This window comes from Mycobacterium sp. E1715, from assembly GCF_001667625.1.
Taxonomy (GTDB): domain Bacteria; phylum Actinomycetota; class Actinomycetes; order Mycobacteriales; family Mycobacteriaceae; genus Mycobacterium.
Map to the genome: position 1 here is coordinate 1 of NZ_LZJJ01000092.1, position 19,618 is coordinate 19,618.

The 19,618-nt window shown below is 66.6% G+C and carries 12 protein-coding genes, 2 tRNA genes and 1 pseudogene; 5 read left to right on the forward strand and 10 right to left on the reverse strand.

Annotated elements, in window-relative coordinates:
• Positions 1-63 precede the first annotated feature (63 nt).
• Positions 64-189 (forward strand): annotated as a pseudogene (locus tag A9X03_RS30775) (hypothetical protein); the annotation flags it as partial.
• On the opposite strand, the gene A9X03_RS05140 reads toward A9X03_RS30775, so the two are convergent.
• The 10 genes from A9X03_RS05140 to dnaA all read right to left on the reverse strand — a co-directional run bounded on the left by A9X03_RS05140 (position 143) and on the right by dnaA (position 16,979).
• Entirely contained in the window at positions 143-5,419 is a 5,277-nt protein-coding gene (locus tag A9X03_RS05140; RefSeq protein ID WP_082974425.1) for a type I polyketide synthase, read from the reverse strand. The pseudogene A9X03_RS30775 and the gene A9X03_RS05140 sit on opposite strands and share 47 nt — an antisense overlap.
• A gap of 361 nt (positions 5,420-5,780) precedes the next feature.
• A tRNA-Ala gene (locus tag A9X03_RS05145) sits at positions 5,781-5,853 on the reverse strand.
• 154 nt (positions 5,854-6,007) lie between these two features.
• A tRNA-Ile gene (locus tag A9X03_RS05150) sits at positions 6,008-6,081 on the reverse strand.
• Between the two features lie 59 nt (positions 6,082-6,140).
• Positions 6,141-7,040, reverse strand: coding sequence for a DUF3566 domain-containing protein (locus tag A9X03_RS05155; RefSeq protein ID WP_067756293.1), 900 nt, complete (start codon positions 7,038-7,040; stop codon positions 6,141-6,143).
• 107 nt (positions 7,041-7,147) lie between these two features.
• A complete protein-coding gene (gyrA, locus tag A9X03_RS05160) occupies positions 7,148-9,667 on the reverse strand; it encodes a DNA gyrase subunit A (protein ID WP_067756296.1) in 2,520 nt (839 codons plus the stop codon).
• Between the two features lie 38 nt (positions 9,668-9,705).
• Positions 9,706-11,739, reverse strand: coding sequence for a DNA topoisomerase (ATP-hydrolyzing) subunit B (gene gyrB, locus A9X03_RS05165; protein ID WP_067779105.1), 2,034 nt, complete (start codon positions 11,737-11,739; stop codon positions 9,706-9,708).
• Positions 11,740-11,995: 256 nt separating this feature from the next.
• Positions 11,996-12,556: a DUF721 family protein gene (locus A9X03_RS05170; protein ID WP_067756303.1), complete on the reverse strand. Its 561-nt coding sequence runs from the start codon at positions 12,554-12,556 to the stop codon at positions 11,996-11,998.
• On the reverse strand, positions 12,553-13,710 hold the full coding sequence (gene recF / locus A9X03_RS05175) for a DNA replication/repair protein RecF (protein WP_068259962.1): 1,158 nt from the start codon (positions 13,708-13,710) through the stop codon (positions 12,553-12,555). The genes A9X03_RS05170 and recF overlap by 4 nt, the downstream gene beginning before the upstream one ends.
• Positions 13,711-14,910: a DNA polymerase III subunit beta gene (gene dnaN / locus A9X03_RS05180; protein ID WP_067756308.1), complete on the reverse strand. Its 1,200-nt coding sequence runs from the start codon at positions 14,908-14,910 to the stop codon at positions 13,711-13,713.
• A 536-nt stretch (positions 14,911-15,446) separates the two neighbouring features.
• Positions 15,447-16,979, reverse strand: a complete 1,533-nt coding sequence (gene dnaA, locus A9X03_RS05185) for a chromosomal replication initiator protein DnaA (RefSeq protein WP_068260006.1) — start codon at positions 16,977-16,979, stop codon at positions 15,447-15,449.
• A 608-nt stretch (positions 16,980-17,587) separates the two neighbouring features.
• Here dnaA and rpmH point away from each other — a divergent pair.
• From rpmH to yidC, 4 genes are read left to right on the forward strand one after another with little or no spacing between them, the layout of a single operon-like run.
• Entirely contained in the window at positions 17,588-17,731 is a 144-nt protein-coding gene (rpmH, locus tag A9X03_RS28195; RefSeq protein WP_073880743.1) for a 50S ribosomal protein L34, read from the forward strand.
• Between the two features lie 23 nt (positions 17,732-17,754).
• The gene (gene rnpA / locus A9X03_RS28200; protein ID WP_067756311.1) at positions 17,755-18,114 is read left to right on the forward strand and encodes a ribonuclease P protein component; all 360 of its coding nucleotides are present in this window, start codon (positions 17,755-17,757) and stop codon (positions 18,112-18,114) included.
• Positions 18,111-18,455, forward strand: a complete 345-nt coding sequence (gene yidD / locus A9X03_RS28205) for a membrane protein insertion efficiency factor YidD (protein WP_082950519.1) — start codon at positions 18,111-18,113, stop codon at positions 18,453-18,455. Before rnpA ends, yidD begins: the two co-directional genes overlap by 4 nt.
• Positions 18,439-19,557 carry a membrane protein insertase YidC gene (gene yidC / locus A9X03_RS05195; protein WP_082950518.1) on the forward strand — a complete coding sequence of 373 codons (1,119 nt, stop codon included), beginning with the start codon at positions 18,439-18,441 and terminating at the stop codon, positions 19,555-19,557. The genes yidD and yidC overlap by 17 nt, the downstream gene beginning before the upstream one ends.
• Positions 19,558-19,618: the final 61 nt, after the last annotated feature.

The window sequence follows — 19,618 nt, forward strand, 5'->3', positions numbered from 1 at the left end:
GATGCCGCCGCGGCCCTCCGAGCGAAAAGCGAGGCCGAGCATACGGGCAGGGTCCTCCTCGATGTGCCGCAGACCGGTCACACCAACGTCGTCGTACCACCCGGTCAAGCCCGGACCTTCCGGAACGACGGCTCCTACATCATTACCGGTGGCCTGGGCGGCATCGGGCTCTTCCTCGCCGAAAGGATGGCCGCGGCCGGCTGCGGCCGCATCGTACTGAGCTCCCGGTCTGCGGCACATCGAGGAGGACCCTGCCCGTATGCTCGGCCTCGCTTTTCGCTCGGAGGGCCGCGGCGGCATCGCCGAGCGCGTGGTGGGTGATGTCCGGTGTCGGCAGCTCACCCTGTGCGACAAGGCGGTACACGGTGTCCAGCAACCCGCCCACTCGCTTTGGATGGCTCTGCGACATCAACGCCAGATCGACGTAGTGGAACGTGTGGTTTCGCCGGAATGGAAAGAGCTCCACCCTGGTATTCGCATCGACATCCCGCTTACCGATCTCCACGAATCGTCCGCCGGCGGCCAACACCTCCAGGCTGGCACGTTGCGCCGCGCCCGACAGCGAGTTGAGCACGATGTCGACACCATATCCGTCGGTGTCGCGGCGGATCTGTTCCGCGAACTCGACACCGCGGGAGTCATAGACGTGGTTGATTCCGATGTCGCGCAACAACTCCCGCCGTTCCTCGCTTCCGGCGGTGGCGAAGATTTCGGCTCCCGCGGCGCGGGCGATCGCGATCGCTGCCCGCCCTACGCCGCCCGCGGCGGAATGGATCAACACCCGTTCGCCGTTGGCGATCCTTGCCTGCTCGTGCAAGGCGTACCAGGCGATCGTGTGCGGAGTGGTCACCGCAGCCGCCCGGTCGTCGGTGAGGCCCGGCGGCAGTGTCGCAGCCAGGCGGGCGTCGCAGGTGACGAACGTTGCCCAGCAACCACTTTCAGAGAACCCGCCGACGTGGTCACCCACCCGATGGGTGGAGACGTCGGGACCCACGGCGGTCACGACGCCCGCGAAGTCCGTCCCGAGGCGTGCTGCATCGCCGTTACCACCGGCCTGCCCGCCTGCTGCGACCAGAACGTCGGAGAAGTTGATGCTGGATGCGGTGACCGCGACCTCAATCTCCCCCCGCCCCGGCGGGAATCGTTCAAACGCCGCCAGTTCCAGCGTTTCCAAATCGCCGGGCGTGCGGATCCGCATGCGCATCCCGTCATCGGGGTGATCCGCCACGCCGGTACGCCGCTCCTCAGGCCTCAGCGGCCCGGGGGCCACGCGGGCGGTGTGCCACCGACCGTTCCGCCAGGCCGTCTCGTCCTCGTCTGAAGGCCCCAACAGTTGTCTGGCCAGTTGCTCGGCGTCGGTCTCCTCGTCCGTGTCGATCAGCGTTGGGCGCAGGTGCGGATATTCGGTGCCGATAGCTCGCACCAGGCCGCGTAGCCCGGCCTGCTCCAGGTTGTTCACGTCCCCCGGCACAACGGCCTGGGCATTGCGCGTCACGACATAGAGACGCGGCGGCTCTTGGTCGATCTTGGTGATATGCCTGGCAATTCGCGTGAGATGACGGACATAGTCCCCGCCACGCTGGGCGCACTCCTCATCGGGGTTGCCGTTTTTCGGCCCGGTCAGGATGACCACCCGGCGGACACTGCCGACACCAAGGTGCGAGCCCAGGGTTTCGGAGTTGGACAAATGGTCGCAGTGCTGCGGCCATGTCATGGTCGCGCATTCGGTGCCCGCGGACTTCACCGCATCGGCCAGGCTGGTCGCCATCACGTCCGCCGTGGCGGAAGTGCTGATCAGCAAGCATGATTCCCGGCCCAGGTGTTCCACATCGGGCAGTGTTCGCTGTGTCCACTCGATGGTCAGCAGTCGTTCGTTCAGCACGCGATCGCGATGGGCACCCTCGGCGGCTCCGGTGCTGACTTGCAGTCCGTCCACGGCCAGCAGCACGGTCCCTTGTTCGTCAAGCACCTCGAGGTCGGCCTCAACGCCGGCCCCGTCGGCGGTTGACACCGTCGTGTAGCAGTACCGCGCTCCGCGGGTCTCGGCGTAGAGCCGGATACCGCGGACGCGAAGCGGTAACAGCAGCCCGGCGCTGCCCGCGACTCGGGCCGCGGGGTGCGCCGCAACCGATTGAAAGCACGCGTCAAGCAGCGCGGGGTGGACGCCGTAGGCGCTGTGTTGCGAGCGGATGGCACCGGGCAGCGCGACCTCCGCCAGCACCGTGGCGGCGCCCTCGCCCGCGCTGTGCGCCGCGGCCAGTCCGGCGAAGGCCGCGCCATACTGCAAACCGTGGTCGTCGAACTGGTTCCGCAGCTCGACCCCGTCCAGCCGGCACGAGTGGGCCGCGAGCAGGCCTGCGATGTCGTAAGCCGCCGGGCGGTCCTCCCGTCCTCCCGCCCGCAGCACCGCCGTCGCCCGCCGAATCGGCTTGCGCTGCTGAAAGCTCTGCACCACGAAACCGGCGACGCCGGGCGCGGTCATCGACGCGTCCGCGCACACTGGAGTCTCGTCGTCCAACAGCAGCGTCGCCTCGAATGCGATGTCGCGAACCTCCGACTTCTCACCGAAGATCGTGCGAGCCGCGGCCAACGCCATCTCGCAGTACGCCGCCCCCGGGAGAACGGCCACGTGGTGGATGCGGTGGTCGCCCAGCCAGGGCTGCGCCACGGTTCCAACCTCGCCCTGCCAGACGTGGCGCTCGGGTTCCTCGGGCAGCCGCACATGTGGCCCCATCAGCGGGTGCACCGGGACGGTCCAGGCGCCGCGTGCCCGCGAATCCTGACCGTCGCGGTTCAGCAGCAGTCGGCGGTGGCTCCACGTCGGGAGCGGAACGTCCACCAGTTGGCCGCCCGGATAGAGCACCGAGAAGTCGACGGCCGCGCCGGCATCGTGCAGATCCGCCAGAAAGCCGCGCAGCCCGTGCGGGAGTTCCTGCTCTCGGCGCATGGCGCTGAGGGCGGCCAGCGGCATACCGAGGCTGGCCGCGGTCTGTTCGACCGCATGGGTGAGTAGCGGATGCGGCGCCAACTCCGCGAACACGCGGTGGCCGTCCTCCAACGCCGCCTGCACGGCGGCCGCGAAACGCACCATGTGGCGCAGATTGTCCGACCAATACCAGGCGTCACACACGGGCTGCTCGCGCGGGTCGAATGCGGTCGCGGAGTAGAAGGGTACGTCGGGTGTCCTGGGGTCGACCTCTGCGAGGGCGTCGGACAGCTCGTCGAGGATCGGATCCACCTGCGGGGAGTGCGATGCCACGTCGACGGCGATCTCGCGCGCAGGCACGTCGCGTTGCTCCCACGCGGTGACCAGGTCGCGCACGGCCTGCGCGGCGCCGCCGACCACCGTCGACTGCGGTGAGGCCACCACCGCCAGCACGACGTCGTCGACACCCCGGGCCATGAGTTCCAAAAGGACCTGCTCGGCCGGCAGTTCCACCGACGCCATTGCGCCGGAGCCGGCGATTGTCGACATCAGCCGGGAGCGGCGGCAGATCACGCGGACGCCGTCCTCCAGCGACAACGCCCCGGCCACGACCGCGGCCGCGGCCTCGCCCATCGAGTGGCCGATCACGGCGCCCGGCCGCACCCCGTAGCCCCTCATCGTGGCCGCCAGCGCGACCTGCATGGCGAACAACGCCGGCTGGATCCGGTCGATCCCGGTCACCGTGGCGGGTGTCGAAATCGCCTGGGTGACTGAGAAACCCGATTCCCGGGCGATCAGCGGCTCCACCGTCGCGACCGTCGCGGCGAACACCGGTTCGGTAGTGAGCAACTCCGCGCCCATCGCCGCCCACTGCGAGCCCTGGCCGGAAAACAACCAGACCGGTCCTCGGTCGTCCTGCCCGACCGCCGGCTGATAAGGGAAGTCGCCGGCGGCGACCCCCCGCAGCCCCGTGGTCAGCTCGTCGAGCGTGCCGGCGATGACCGCGGTGCGCACCGTCCGGTGCGCCCTCCGCCGGGCGAGCGTGTACGCCAGGTCCGATGCGGCGAGCCCGGGAGCGTGTTTTTCGACCCAGTCCGCGAGCCGTCCGGCGGTGCGCCGCAGCCCGTCTGCCGACGTGGCGGACAGCGGGAAGAGCAGCGGGCCATCGATCGCCGGGGGAGTCGGCGGGGCGCCCGATGTGACCGGTGCTTGCTCCACGATCGCATGCACATTGGTCCCCGAGAACCCGTACGACGACACCGCCGCCCGGCGCGGTCCGTGCTGGCTGGGCCACGGTGTATTAGCCTGCGGCACAAAGAGATTGGTCTTGATACGGGGCAGTTCGTCGGGTAATTGGGTGAAGTGCAGGTTGCGCGGGACCACCCCGTGTTGCAGCGCGAGAACGGCTTTCATCAGGCCGAGGGCTCCGGCGGCCGACTGGGTGTGCCCGAAGTTGGTCTTGATGGATGCGAGCGCGCACGGCCCGTCCGCGCCGTACACCTCCGCCAGGCTGGCGTATTCGACGGGGTCACCCACCGGCGTTCCGGGACCGTGTGCTTCCACCATGCCGACGGTGCGGGCGTCCACGTCCGCCGCCGCCAGGGCGGCCCGATAGGCCTCGACCTGTGCGGCCCGTGACGGCGTCACGATGTTCGCCGTGTGGCCATCCTGGTTTGCCGCGGTGCCGCGGAGCACAGCCAAGATTCGGTCGCCCGCGCGCAAGGCATCCGCCAACCGTTTGAGCAACAAGACGACGCAGCCCTCGCCGGCCACGAACCCGTCGGCGCCGACGTCGAAGGCGCGGCAGCGTCCCGTGGCAGACAGCATTCCGATGGCGGAACCCGAGCAGGACTTACGCGGTTCGAACGACACCGAGGCGCCGCCCGCCAATGCGAGCTCGCTTTCGCCGTCATGCAGGCTGCGGCACGCCATATGCACCGCCGCAAGCCCCGACGAGCAGGCGGTATCCACCGTCATCGCCGGACCGCGTAGCCCCATCGTGTAGGCAACGCGTCCGGAGCCCATGGCGAAGCTATTGCCCAGGTAGCCGTACGGGCCCTCCAGGGCGTTGGCGTCCGCGTGCACCAATTGGTAGTCGTCGTGCATCAGTCCCATGAAGACGCCGGTGCGGGAACCGGCCAGCGTCTCTCGGGTCAGGCCGCCGTGCTCCATGGCCTCCCACGAGGTTTCCAGCAGCAGGCGGTGCTGCGGGTCCATCGCGGTCGCCTCGTTGTCGGTGATGCCGAAGAACTCCGGGTCGAAGCCGGCGACGTCGTCCAGAAACGCGCCCCATTTGCAGACGGACCGACCGGGCACACCGGGCTGGGGATCGTAGAACTCGTCGGCGTCCCACCGCTCGGGTGGAATTTCGGTGACCAGGTCATCGCCGCGGAGCAAGGCCTCCCACAACTGTTCTGGAGAATCGATGCCTCCGGGCAGGCGGCAAGCCATGCCGATGACCGCGACGGGAGTGGCTACCGGGTGCGAAGACATAGCCCGCCCCGCACACGCGCCCTTGATATTGGCCCGAACAAAGCCGTTTCCTCCTCACAGCAAAGGCGGAGTCGCGCTGTCGGCTGCCTATCGCGCGATAGCAACTGTCGGGTTGTGGGGCTGCCTACTGCGACGTCGATATCGAGGGTGTGTGGTTTGGCGGTGGGCTTTCTCGCAGGTCAACCGCTTTCGCTGCGGCTGCGACTTATTCGGCACGCGATCAGTGCTTACACACTAGCGGGATAGCTATCGATCCGGGACGCAAAACCCGCGCCAAATTCGGGCGGGTCGCGAGTTACGCCAACCGTTTCCGTTGGCTGTTCCCGGCGGCGTGGACGCACGTCGGCGCGCCCACGATTTGTGGAGCCTAGGGGAATCGAACCCCTGACACCCGCCTTGCAAAGGCGGTGCTCTACCAACTGAGCTAAGGCCCCTCGCCGGGCTCGGGTGGTGGCTGACCCGTGGTGTCGTCCACCGCCACGTGCCAGATCTCGACCCCGCGTCGGGACCACGCCACCGCCGCCACCACAGCGATCAGTGTGATTGGCAGGGCAAGTCTTACGCAACGTCTTGATGGGCACATGGTTGTGGGCCTAGGAGGACTCGAACCTCCGACCTCTTCGTTATCAGCGAAGCGCTCTAACCGCCTGAGCTATAGGCCCGTACACGCGTACGGCCGAGCGACGAGATTACCGCAATTGCCGCCCGACCCCCAAAAACGCTAGTCGCGGTCGGCCAACGTCACCTCGATGCCGCCGATCAGATCGGTGGTCAGGTTGTAGACGAACGCGGCGATGGTGGCCATCGCCGTCAACAACACGATGTTGACCAGGCCGATCAACACGGCCCCGCCGAAGATGGTGCCGCTGGAGACCAGTTCGCCGCTGCTGCCGCTGGTGTTGTTCAGCAGGTCGCCGACGTTGCTGTTCAGCTTCGACCACACGCCCATGCCGCCGAGGACGAGATACAGGAACGCCACGGCGATCATCCAGACGAAGAACAACGCGACCGAGAGCAACAGCGAGACCTTCAGCGTGCTCCACGGATCGATCCGGCGGATCTGCATGCTGGCCCGCACGGGCCCGCGCGGTCGCCGCGACACCTGGGTGCGGCTCTCGCGGGTCTCGCGGCCCTCCCGGTTTTCCGTGGCCGACGACCGGCCGGATCCCGCCTGGGTCGACGGCTCCGGCGCGCGGTCGGGTGACGCTTTGCGCTGGGGGCCCCGCGGAATCGGGCCGGACAGGTCGGGCAACTCGCTGGCGTAAGCCTCCGCCGGCGGCCCGTCGCCACGCCCCTGCGGGGCGTCGTTGTCGTGCGGCGGGTTTTTGCCCTGCGCGGGTGCGCCGGGGGCCGCGGTGCCGGAGATGAACCGGTTGAGCCGCGCCTCGACACCACTGGGCGGGCCGGACTGGCGCGCCTCGGTGGGCGGCTCGGTCTGCCGTTGCGGCGCCTGCGGGGGCCGGGGACCGCCACGCTGCCACGGCGGTGAGTCCCCGGCGTCCGGAGCGCGGCCGGCCGGTGCGGGCGGCGTCGCGCGGTGGGCGCCGGCACGCTCGGCCGAGCCATCCCCATTAAGGCCATCGCCCTGTTTGGGGGCGCCCGGCTCGTTCGGTGAGGTCACCCCGACTCCTTAGCTCTCCTGCCACGGCCGCGGGGGCGTCGCATTTTGTCCGGTCGGGCCGAGTCTAATTGCCCGGCCGTTCGTCGGACCGCGCGGATTGTCAACGACTAGCCGTCTGCGTCCGCGGCGCCTTCCGCTTCGTCGACGACTTCGTCCGCGTTCTCCTCGGCGTTGCGCGCGATGGCCAGCAGCGTGTTGTCCTCGCCCAGGTTCATCAGGCGAACACCCTTGGTCTGCCGTCCCGCCTTACGGACCTGCCTCGCCGCCGTGCGGATTACCCCGCCGCCGGAGGTGATGGCGTAGAGCTCGCTGTCTTCGTCGACGATCAGCGCGCCCACCAGCTTGCCGCGCCGCCGGTCGTACATCACCGTCAGCACGCCCTTGCCGCCGCGGCCCTGCACCGGATACTCCTCGATCGCGGTGCGCTTGGCGTAGCCGCCGGACGTCGCCACCAATAGGTACGTGCCCTCGCGAACCACGTTGAGCGACAACAGGTAATCGTCGGTGTTGAACCGCATGCCCTGGACGCCGGAGGTGGCGCGGCCCATCGGGCGCAGCGCCTCGTCGGTCGCCGAGAACCGGATGGATTGGCCGTTGGCCGATACCAGCAGCAGGTCCTCGTCCGACGAGCACAGCACCGCGCCGACGAGCTCGTCGTTGTCGCGCAGGTTGATCGCGACGATTCCACCCGATCGGTTCGAGTCGAAGTCGGTCAGCTTGGTCTTCTTGACCAGGCCGTTGCGCGTGGCCAGCACCAGGTACGGGGCGTCCTCGTAACTTCGGATCTGGATGACCTGGGCGATGCGCTCCTCGGGCTGGAAGGCCAGCAGGTTCGCCACGTGCTGACCGCGCGCCGTCCTGGACGCCTCGGGCAGTTCGTACGCCTTGGCGCGATAGACCCGGCCCTGCGTGGTGAAAAACAGGATCCAGTCGTGCGTCGAGCTGACGAAGAAGTGCTTGACGATGTCGTCCTGCTTGAGACCGGCGCCCTGCACGCCCTTGCCGCCGCGCTTCTGGCTGCGGTAGAGGTCGGACTTGGTTCGCTTGGCATAACCGGTCTCGGTGATGGTGACGACGACCTCTTCGCGGGCGATCAGGTCCTCATCGTTGACGTCACCGTCGGCCGCGATGATCCGGGTCCGCCGATCGTCGCCGTGCTTGTCGACGATCTCGGCGAGCTCGTCGTGAACGATCCCGCGCTGCCGTTCCGGCTTGGCCAGGATGTCTTCCAGGTCGGCGATCTCGGCCTCGATCTTGGCCAGGTCGTCGATGATGCGCTGGCGCTCCAGAGCGGCCAGGCGGCGCAACTGCATGTCGAGGATGGCCTGGGCCTGGATCTCATCGATGTCGAGCAGCTCGATAAGTCCGGCCCGGGCGATGTCGACGGTTTCCGACGCCCGGATCAGCGCGATGACCTCGTCCAGCGCGTCGAGCGCCTTGACCAGACCGCGCAGGATGTGGGCGCGTTCGTTGGCCTTGCGCAGCCGGTAGGTGGTGCGCCGGACGATGACGTCGAGTTGGTGCGCGACGTAGTAGCGGATCATCTGGTCCAGCCGCAACGTGCGCGGCACCCCGTCGACGATCGACAACATGTTGGCGCCGAAGCTGGTTTGCAGCTGGGTGTGCTTGTAGAGGTTGTTCAGCACCACCTTGGCCACCGCGTCGCGCTTGATCTCGACGACGATGCGCAGGCCGACCCGATCGCTGGACTGGTCCTCGATGTTGGCGATTCCGGTAAGCCTGCCGTCGCGGACCTGCTCTGCGATCGACGTGATGAAGTTGTCGTGGTTGACCTGATAGGGCAACTCGGTGATGACGATCGAGGTGCGGCCCCGCGAATCTTCTTCTATCTCAACGACTCCGCGCATCCGGATCGATCCCCGACCGGTGGTGTAGGCATCGTGGATGCCCTGCGACCCGACGATCAGACCGTGGGTGGGGAAGTCCGGGCCCTTGACCCGCTCGCAGACTGCGGCCAGGGTGGCTTCTTCGTCGGCCTCGTGGTTGTCCAGGCACCAGTAGACGGCCTCGGCGAGCTCGCGCAAGTTGTGTGGCGGGATGTTGGTCGCCATCCCGACCGCGATGCCGCCGGAGCCGTTGGCCAGCAGGTTGGGGAACCGGCTGGGCAGCACGGTCGGCTCCTGCACCCGGCCGTCGTAGTTCGGGATGAAATCGACTGTCTCCTCGTCGATTTCACGCAGCATCTCCATGGCAAGCGGGGTTAGCCGCGCCTCGGTGTAGCGCATCGCGGCTGGTGGATCGTTGCCCGGAGAGCCGAAGTTACCCTGACCGTCGACCAGTGGGTACCGCAGCGACCACGGCTGCGCCATCCGCACCAGGGTGTCGTAGATCGACGCGTCGCCGTGGGGGTGGTAGTTGCCCATCGTCTCGGCGACCGAGCGCGCCGACTTGGCGTGACTGCGGTCCGGGCGGAAGCCCGAGTCGTACATCGCATAAAGCACGCGGCGGTGTACCGGCTTGAGCCCGTCACGCACCTCTGGCAGCGCGCGCCCGACGATCACGCTCATCGCGTAATCGATGTAGCTGCGCTGCATCTCCTGCTGAATGTCGACCGGTTCGATGCGGTCGCCGGCCTCGTCGCCGGGTGGCAGCGTGGTGTCAGTCATCTATTCCCCTTTGTGGGTTGGCGTGCCTGACGAGTACGTCAGACATCCAGGAAGCGAACGTCTTTGGCGTTGCGGGTGATGAAGCTGCGGCGCGCGTCGACGTCCTCGCCCATCAGGATCGAGAACAACTCGTCGGCGGCCGCGGCGTCGTCCAGGGTGACCTGGCGCAGCACCCGGACCGACGGGTCCATCGTGGTCTCCCACAATTCTTTCGCGTCCATCTCACCCAGGCCTTTGTAGCGCTGGATGCCGTCCTCTTTGTTGATCTTCTTGCCGGCTTTGAGCCCGGCCTCGAGCAGGCCGTCGCGTTCGCGATCGGAGTAGGCGAACTCCGGGTCGGTCCGCTGCCACTTCAGCTTGTACAGCGGCGGCTGCGCGAGGAAGACGTGCCCGTTTTCGATCAGCGGCCGCATGAAGCGGAACAGCAACGTCAGCAGCAGGGTCGAGATGTGCTGGCCGTCGACGTCCGCGTCGGCCATCAACACGATCTTGTGGTAGCGCAACTTGCTGATGTCGAATTCGTCGTGGATGCCGGTGCCGAGCGCGGTGATGATCGCCTGGACCTCCGTGTTCTTCAGCACCCGGTCGATGCGCGCCTTTTCGACGTTGATGATCTTGCCTCGCAACGGCAGGATCGCCTGGAACATCGAGTCGCGGCCACTCTTCGCCGAGCCGCCCGCCGAATCGCCCTCCACCACATATAGTTCGGATTTCCGCGGGTCGGTAGAGCGGCAGTCCGCGAGCTTCCCGGGCAGCCCGCCGAGGTCGGTGGCGCTCTTGCGGCGCACCAGCTCGCGCGCCTTGCGGGCTGCGATCCGCGCTTGTGCCGACGAAACCGCCTTGTTCACAACGGTTTTCGCCTCAGAGGGGTTGGCCTCGAACCAGTGCGTCAACTGTTCGTTGCACACCCTCTGCACGAACGATTTGACCTCGGTGTTACCCAGTTTGGTCTTGGTCTGGCCCTCGAACTGGGGCTCAGCGACCTTGACCGAGATGACCGCCGCCAGGCCTTCCCGGATGTCGTCGCCGGTGAGGTTGGCGTCCTTCTCCTTGAGCAACTTCTTGTCTTTGGCGTACTTGTTCACCACCGAGGTCAGGGCGCTGCGGAAGCCCTCTTCATGGGTGCCGCCCTCATGGGTGTTGATGGTGTTGGCGAAGGTGTGGACCGACTCCGAGTAGCCGCCGTTCCATTGCATGGCGATTTCGACCTCGTGACCGGTGCCTTTTCCGTCGAAGTCGATGACGCTCTGCTGGATCGGGCTCTTGGTGCGATTGATGTGCTTGACGAAGTCGACCAGGCCGCCGGGGTAGTGGAACGTGCGGTGCTTGACCTTGTGCGGCGCAGCGTTTTCCGCCGCCTTCTCCTCCGCGGACTTGGGCGCTTCGGCGGTGTCGCTGACCACTTCGTCGACGACCTCGTCCTGCTCGACTCGTTCGTCGGTGAGGTTGATCGTGAGGCCCTTGTTCAGAAACGCCATCTCCTGCAGGCGGCGTGCGACGGTCTCGAAGTCGTACTCCAGCGTTTCGAAGATCTCAGGGTCGGCCCAGAACCTGATCGTGGTTCCGGTCTTCTTGGTCGACTCACCCTGCTTGAGGGTGCCGGGCACGGCACGGTCGTAATACTGGAACCATTCGTGGCCGTCGCGTTTGATGTTGACTTCCAGCCGGGTGGACAGCGCGTTGACCACCGACACGCCGACGCCGTGCAACCCACCACTAACCGTGTAGCCGCTGTTTTCGCCACCGAACTTGCCGCCGGCGTGCAGCTGCGTCATCACCACGTCGACGGTTGGGGCGCCGGTCGCGTGCATGGCCACCGGGATGCCGCGCCCGTCGTCGGCCACCTCCACGCTGCCGTCGTCGAGGAGCCGCACATCGACCCGGGTGGCGTAACCGGCCATCGCCTCGTCCACCGAGTTGTCGACCACCTCCCAAATGAGGTGGTGCAGACCGCGCTCACCGGTGGACCCGATGTACATGCCGGGGCGTTTGCGGACGGCCTCCAGGCCCTCGAGCACGGTGATCGCTGACGCGCCGTATTCGTCTTGCGCCTTCTTCTTCTGGGCAGCCACGGTCGGAATGCTCTCCTTGGGGTTTCATGCGGGCGGTTCCAGTCACCGCATCAGCCGCATGCAGCCAGTCTACCGTGATGAGCCGCCCGCACCGATTCTCTGGGCGCGTTTCCACCCAGCTAACTGCGCCGTGCGGGCGATTTCTCTGTTGACGCCGCGTCCCGACGTGCGTCAACCCGCTTCACGTCGTCCTGGCGGCTTTCAGCGGCCTGTTGATGAAACCGTGTCTGGGGATGGTTCGTCGCCGGTCGCGCCGTTAACCGTAGGTGTCGCGCGGGCCCCTTCCGGCGATGTGGCGCGGCCCCTTGCGCCACGACGGCGCCACGGGCCCGGTGATTTTCAACTGCGTGACCACACCGTTGCCCACGGCCGCGGCGATCTTGGCCAACAGTTGCGACTGAATCATCCGCAATTGCGTGGCCCACGCGGTCGATTCGGCGGCCACGCTGAGGACCCCGTCGCTCAACGCCGTCGGCGTCGCGTGGTCGGCGATCTGCTGACCGACCACGGACGCCCAGTTTCCGAGCACGGTTCCTTCGGCCACCTGCGCCGACCACCCGCGCTTCTTGGCCAAGTCCCGGGCGAGACGGCCGAGGGGCTGGGGATCGCGGGCGTCCGGGCCGGGCCCCGACCAGCTTCGGCGATGCCCCGCGACGCGGCGGCTCGGCGCCGGGGTCGCGCGGCCGCGTCCGGCATCCTTGCCTTGCGCGCGGGCCGCGGCGCGGGCTTCCTCGAGCGTGCGCCGAACCAAGTCGATGCCGCGCAGCAGGCCCGGGTCGGCCGGCGTCGATTCTTGTTCGTCGCCGCTGCCCGTCATGACCTCACCACCGAGACCCGACCGAGGTCGTCGTCGCGCAAATCAATCGGTATCTGCCTGGCGGCCCAGTCCGCCGGAATGTCCTCGACCACCGCGGCGGTGACCAACACCTGCTCCGCGGATTCCGCCACCGTCGCCAACGCCCTACGGCGGGCCGCATCGAGTTCGGCGAATACGTCATCGAGTAAGAGCACCGGTTCGCTGCCGTCGGCGCGCAACAACTCGTAGGAGGCCAGCCGCAGCGCCACCGCGAAGGACCATGATTCCCCATGGCTGGCAAAGCCTTTGGCGGGTTGGTCACCGAGCCAGAGGTCGAGATCGTCGCGATGGGGGCCCACCAGAGACATGCCCCGCTCCAATTCCGCGGCACGGCGCTCGGCCAGCGCCGCCAACAAAGCGGTTTCCAGGAAATCGCGATCGGTTCCCGCCGCGTCCGCTGTGGCGTGCGGCCCGAGGCTGGTTCGGTAGGCGATCGAGGCAGGCCGCGAGGCCGGCGCGAGCAGTTGATAGGCCTTCTCCACTTCGGGTGCCAACTCGTTCACCAGGTCGATCCGTGCGGCCATCAACTCGGCGCCGTGTTCCGCCAACCGGCTGTCCCACACGTCGAGGGTGTCCAGGGCACTGCGGTCAGCCCGGTGCCGGATTCCGGCCGCGGATTTCAACAGCGCCGTACGCTGGCGCAGCACCTTCTCGTAGTCCGACCGCACCGCGGCGACCGCCGGCCGCCGCACCGTCGCCAAATCATCGAGGTAGCGTCGCCGCTCCGACGGATCCCCCCGGACCAGGGCGAGGTCTTCGGGAGCAAAAAGCACGGCGCGCAAGACGCCGATCACCTCCCGCGTGCTGCGCACGGGCGAACGATTGAGCCGCGCCTTATTAGCCCGCCCCGCCGCGATCTCCAGGTCGATCGCGCACTCTCGACCCTCGTTGACGACGATCGTCGACACCACAGCCCGTTCGGCGCCCGCCCTGATCAGGGGGGTATCGGTGCCAACCCGATGCGACCCCAACGTGGTCGAAAACCACAGCGCCTCAATGAGATTCGTTTTACCGAACCCGTTGGAACCGACAAACACCGTCCGGCCCGGCTCCAATTCGAGGTCGGCGTGCGCCCAGGACCGGAAATCGCGCAGTCCCAAATGCCGGACGTACACCTATCCGGGCAACCGAACTGGCATCAGCAGGTAGACGTAATCCGTCGGTAATGCCGCGAAGGGTCCGCTGCCGGTGGGTGAACTGTCGTCACCCGACGCCGGACGCAGCAGCGCCGGCTTCCCGGGGGTGGTGAAACCGAATGACACCCGTTCGGAATGGACCGCGGCCAGCCCGTCGGTGAGGTAGGTCGGGTTGAACGCGATCGTCAACGGCTCGCCCACGAAGTCGACGGCGAGGTCCTCTTCGGCGCGGCCCACGTCGTCGGCACCCGCAGACAACCGCAGCGAGCCTTCGGAGAATTCCATCCGCACCTGGGCACCCCGGTCCGCGACCAACGCCACCAGCTTGATCGCCTCGGTCAGCTCGGCGACGTTGATGGTCGCCACCGCCGTGTGCTCGGCGGGCAACAGTTGACGGAACTTCGGGAACTCCGCATCCAACAGCCGCGTCGTGCTCCGCTTGCCGTTGCCGCTGATGCCGAGCAACCCGTCCTTGCCAACGCCGCTGCCGGCCCCCAAGGACAACCGAACCTCGGAACCGTCGGCACCCGCCCGGGCGGCCTCGGCCAAAGTCTTCGCCGGCACCAGCACCGCGGCTTCGATGTCGGGCGACGACGCTGACCAAGTCAGCTCGCGCACCGCCAGCCGGAACCTGTCGGTGGCGGCCAAAACCACCGTGTTGCCCGAGATCTCGACCCGGATTCCGGTCAACATCGGCAACGTGTCATCACGGCCGGCCGCGATGGCCACCTGGCTGATGGCCTCCGCGAAGAGATCCGCGGCCAATGCGCCGGTCTCTTCCGGCAAGCCCGGCAGCGTCGGGTAATCCTCGACCGCCATCGTCGGCAGCGAGAATCGGGCACTTCCGCAGTTCAGCGCGACGCGGTTGCCGTCGACGTAGAAGTCGACCGGCTTGTTCGGCAGCGCGCGGGTGATGTCCGATAACAACCTTCCAGAAACCAAAACACTTCCGGGAGAAGCTATTTCGGCTGCCACCTGCGCTTCGGCGGAAACTTCGTAGTCGAATCCGGAGATCGTCAGGCCCGCATCGGTCCCGGATAACAACACTCCAGAGAGCACCGGCACCGCCGGCCGGGTCGGCAGGTTCTTCGCCACCCACGACACCGCGTCGGCGAAGGACTCCCGCACCAAACGAAACTTCAAGTCGCTGAGGCCAGCTCTTGTCGTCGCCGCGTCCATAGCGTCCCTTCACCTACCGAGAGTTTTAAAGTCCAGTGGCTAGCCGTCTCCGCTAGCACGGGGCTCCGCGACGAACGCCACTGACACGTCGTGCCAACGACGACCGCAACGGCAGTCGAAGAACAACCGTAGATCGTCCGAGGCCATCTTGAAAGCTAATCGGGAACCCTGACAAGCGTGGTTACCGGCGCATCCGTGCGGGGTGTTCGACCAAGCGTCCCCAACGCTGTATTTCAAAGAAGAAACGACGAAGAGATCTCAGTACTAGTAATAAGGCCTGTGCATCCTGGGGACAGCCGGGGTTCGACGCAGCTAGGGCGGGCATGGGGCTGTGGATGACGGGGTGCATAACTGTGAGTCCGGTGTTGGGCCATTGGGGAGCGAGGGCGGTTGTGCACGCGGCGTCCCGTAGTACACGGATGTTTGATTGTGTTGTGCACAGTCCTGCGCACAAGGCGCGGGTGTGGCGGGTGTGACAGGCGGGTGGGAAGTTTTTAGGAAAAAATGTGCCGGCGGGCGGCCGGGGCGGCCCGGAGTCAGCGCTTGGAGCGCTGGCGGATACGGGTGGTGAGCTCTTTGACGTGATCGAAGACCTCACGACGCTCGGCCATTTCGGACAGGATCTTGCGCTGCGCGTACATCACCGTGGTGTGATCGCGCCCGAATGCCTGTCCGATCTTGGGCAGCGACAGGTCGGTGAGCTCGCGGCAGAGATACATCGCGATCTGGCGTGACTGCGCCAGGGCGCGCGTCTTGCCGGGCCCGCGGAGTTCTTCCACTGTGGTGTCGAAGTACTCAGCGGTGGCAGCCATGATTGTTGCCGCGCTGATCTGCATCGTGCTGGCGTCGGCGATGAGGTCACGCAGCACGATTTCGGCCAGCGCCTTATCGATCGGAGTCTTGTTCAACGAGGCGAACGCGGTGACCCGAATCAGGGCGCCCTCGAGTTCGCGGATGTTGCGTTCGATGCTGCTGGCAATGAGTTCGAGGACGTCGTCGGGAACCGCAAGTCGCTCCATTTGTGCTTTCTTGCGCAAGATGGCGATGCGGGTCTCGAGTTCGGGCGGCTGGACGTCGGTGATCAGGCCCCACTCGAACCGCGTCCGGAGGCGGTCTTCGAGGGTGGCGAGCTGCTTGGGCGGCCGGTCGGAGGAGATGACGATCTGCTTGTTGGCGTTGTGCAGCGTGTTGAAGGTATGGAAGAACTCCTCCTGAATACCTTCCTTGCCCTCGATGAACTGGATGTCGTCGACCAGCAGCACGTCGACGTCGCGGTAGCTGCGCTTGAAGGCGACCTTGCGGTCGTCGCGAAGCGAGTTGATGAAGTCGTTGGTGAACTCCTCGGTGGATACGTATTTCACTCGCATCCCCGGGAAGAGTCGCTGCGCGTAGTTGCCCGCGGCGTGCAACAGGTGGGTCTTGCCCAGGCCGGACTCACCCCAGATGAACAACGGGTTGTAGGCGCGCGCCGGCGCTTCGGCGATCGCCAGGGCCGCCGCATGCGCGAAGCGATTCGAAGCTCCGATGACGAACGTATCGAACGTGTAGCGCCGGTTCAGGCTCGTCCCGCCGGCGACGGCCGGATCTGTGGGGTGCGGCCGCTCGGTGAAATAGTTCGGCCAACTCTGCTGTGCACTGTCGCTGATTTCGCCGTTTTCGTCGGGCTCATCGATTTCGATGGGGTCGTCGTCCGGCAGCGGTGCTTCGGATTGGGCGAACGGTTCGGCGTGCGGGATCAGGGAGTCGTCGATGTCGTCGTCGGGCGGTGCGATGCGGACCCCGAGCTGGATCTGTTGCCCGAGGCGACGGCTGAGGGCGTCGGTGATCGGGGCGCGGAGATGACGTTCGATTTCGTTCTGTACGAAACTGCTCGGCACCGATAAGAGGGCGAACCCCTCGACGATGGTCAGCGGCTGAACCAGATTCAGCCACGCCCGCTGTTGGGGAGTGAGGGGAGTGATGAGCGTTGTGCGGTTGGCGGCCACGCCGTCCGGGGTGGATTCCCCGTTGAGCTCCGAAACGACCGCGTTCCAGACGGTCGTGAAACCTGAACCGGGGTCATCGGTCAACGACGCATCCCCCTGGTTCTCGAGCATCCCGGGTCCAAGTACAACCGCGCTGGTGGACAAAGCAACTGTCCACATAGTTATACACAGGTGTGGACAGGATGAGCGTATGCGAGCCACAACCTACCGGCGACGGCTCGCGATCTCCGTGCTGGAAGAAAACCTTTTCAAGGCCGTCTAGGCAGCTAGTCGATCCACCATCCTCGCTTCGTTGTCGAGCGCCGTTGCAGTCTAAAACGACACTGGCAGAAGCTAACAGTTTTCCGTGCGGCTGCCAACCGTTCTGCTGCATTCCAATCGAGTTGTTTAGGGTTCGTTGGGCCTAGTTCGGCTCGTCGCCGGTTCGGACCGGGGTGCGGTCCTGCCGCCGGGGTGGCGTTTTTCGGCGGGGACCGCGCGGGTTCGTTGGGGCAGGCCAGGTTTGACCAGGCGAAGCCTGGTCAGTACCCTCAAACAGTCGCCCGAAAGTCGGCGATGCGGCTGCGACCCAGGTCTGCCTGGGGACCGCGCCGGCCAGCAGCAAGATTACCTCCGACCGACCCGCAGACGAACCTTGAGCGAGACAGTCTGGCCGGCCGGATGGAAATGCGAGACACAACGAGGAGAACGTCGTGGCCAAGGGCAAGCGGACCTTCCAGCCGAACAACCGGCGCCGAGCCCGCGTGCATGGCTTCCGGTTGCGCATGCGCACCCGCGCCGGACGCTCGATTGTGTCGAGTCGGCGCCGTAAGGGGCGCCGCGCGCTATCTGCCTGATCGCAACGTCGGGTCTTTCGGCGGTGCTTCCGGCACGCAACCGCATGCGGCGGTCAACGGAGTTTGACGCGACGGTGAAGCACGGGATTCGTGCGGCGCAGCCCGACGTTGTCGTCCATCTCCGCCGGACAGACGGTGACGCGCCAACGGCCCCGCACGTCGGATTGATCGTCGGCAAGTCCGTCGGTTCGGCGGTCGACCGCCATCGGGTGTCGCGCCGGCTGCGGCATGTCGCGCGATCCGTTCTGGGTGAGCTCCGGGAATCCGACCAGGTGGTCATCCGGGCGTTGCCCGGCAGTCGGACGGCATCGTCGGCGCGGTTGGCGGAAGAGTTGCGTCGCGGATTACGCCGGGCGCTCGAAGCCGCGGGACGGGACCGGTGACGGCGCCTGCGTCGGCGCGGGCCGTCATCCGCACGGCGGGGACCGCGGCCGCCCGAGGTCTGATCTCGCTGATCCAGCTGTATCGGCACATGGTTTCGCCCTTGCGGCCGGCGACGTGTCGCTTCGTTCCGACGTGCAGCCAGTATGCGGTCGACGCGTTGACCGAATACGGCTTGATGCGGGGGAGTTGGTTGGCCGCGATCAGGCTCGCCAAGTGCGGGCCATGGCATCGGGGCGGATGGGATCCGATCCCGGAACGCCCGGAATGCGCGCACTTCGAAGACGTCAGCGCCGTGGCGGCATTCGCGCCGGCGCGAGGGGAGAGTGGAACCTTTGTTTGATTTCTTTAGCCTCGACTTCGTCTACTACCCGGTGTCGTGGATCATGTGGGTTTGGTACAAGCTCTTCGCAGCGATGCTGGGGCCGTCGAGCTTCTTCGCGTGGGCCCTGTCGGTGATGTTCCTGGTTTTCACCCTCCGCGCGTTGCTCTACAAGCCGTTCGTGCGGCAGATCCGCACCACGCGGCAGATGCAGGAACTGCAGCCGCAAATCAAGGCGCTGCAGAAGAAGTACGGCAAGGACCGCCAGCGGATGGCGCTGGAGATGCAGAAGCTGCAACGCGAGCACGGGTTCAACCCCATCCTCGGTTGTCTGCCGATGCTTGCCCAGATCCCGGTGTTCATCGGGCTCTACCACGTGCTGAGGTCGTTCAACCGAACGACCGGGGGCTTCGGCCAGCCGCACCTGTCGGTGGCCCAGAACCGGCTCACCGGAAACTACGTGTTCACGCCCACGGACGTCGGGCACTTTTTGGACGCGAACCTGTTCGGCGCCCCGATCGGCGCGTTCATGACGCAGCGGACCGGGTTGGACGCGTTCACCCACTTCAGCCGGCCGGCCGTCATCGCGGTCGGTGCGCCGGTGATGATCCTGGCCGGCATCGCGACGTACTTCAACAGCCGGGCATCGGTGGCGCGGCAAAGTCCTGAGGCCGCGGCCAATCCGCAGACCGCGATGATGAACAAGCTTGCGCTGTACGTGTTCCCGCTCGGCGTCGTCGTCGGTGGCCCGTTCCTGCCGCTCGCGATCATCTTGTACTGGTTCGCGAACAACATTTGGACATTCGGTCAGCAGCACTACGTGTTCGGCATGATCGAGAAAGAGGACGAGGCCAAGAAGCAAGAAGCGCTGGAACGTCGAGCGGCCAATGCTCCGGCACCGGGGGCCAAACCCAAGCGAAGCCCCAAGGCCGGACAGCCGGCGGGCAACGGATCACCGGCCGCCGGGGAGGGGGAGGCGGACTCCGATGGCTCTGACGGCTCCGATGGCGACGGCGCGGCGGTGAAGCCACCGGCGGATAAGCCGAATCCCAGTGGACAGAACGGCGGCGCGGCGAACCGCACCCCGCGGCCGGGCGCGCGGCCCAAGAAACGCAAACGCTGACAAGGGAGACAGAGCCACGCCGGGCCGCCTCGGGCGGGTGACCCCGATTGGCAGGAACCCA

Bases quoted from the DNA above. Each gene is read 5' to 3' on its own strand.
- dnaN (WP_067756308.1), bottom strand. From the start codon at position 14,910: ATGGACGCGGCGACGACAAGAGCTGGCCTCAGCGACTTGAAGTTTCGT.
- gyrA (WP_067756296.1), bottom strand. From the start codon at position 9,667: ATGACTGACACCACGCTGCCACCCGGCGACGAGGCCGGCGACCGCATC.
- A9X03_RS05140 (WP_082974425.1), bottom strand. From the start codon at position 5,419: ATGTCTTCGCACCCGGTAGCCACTCCCGTCGCGGTCATCGGCATGGCT.
- A9X03_RS05170 (WP_067756303.1), bottom strand. From the start codon at position 12,556: ATGACGGGCAGCGGCGACGAACAAGAATCGACGCCGGCCGACCCGGGC.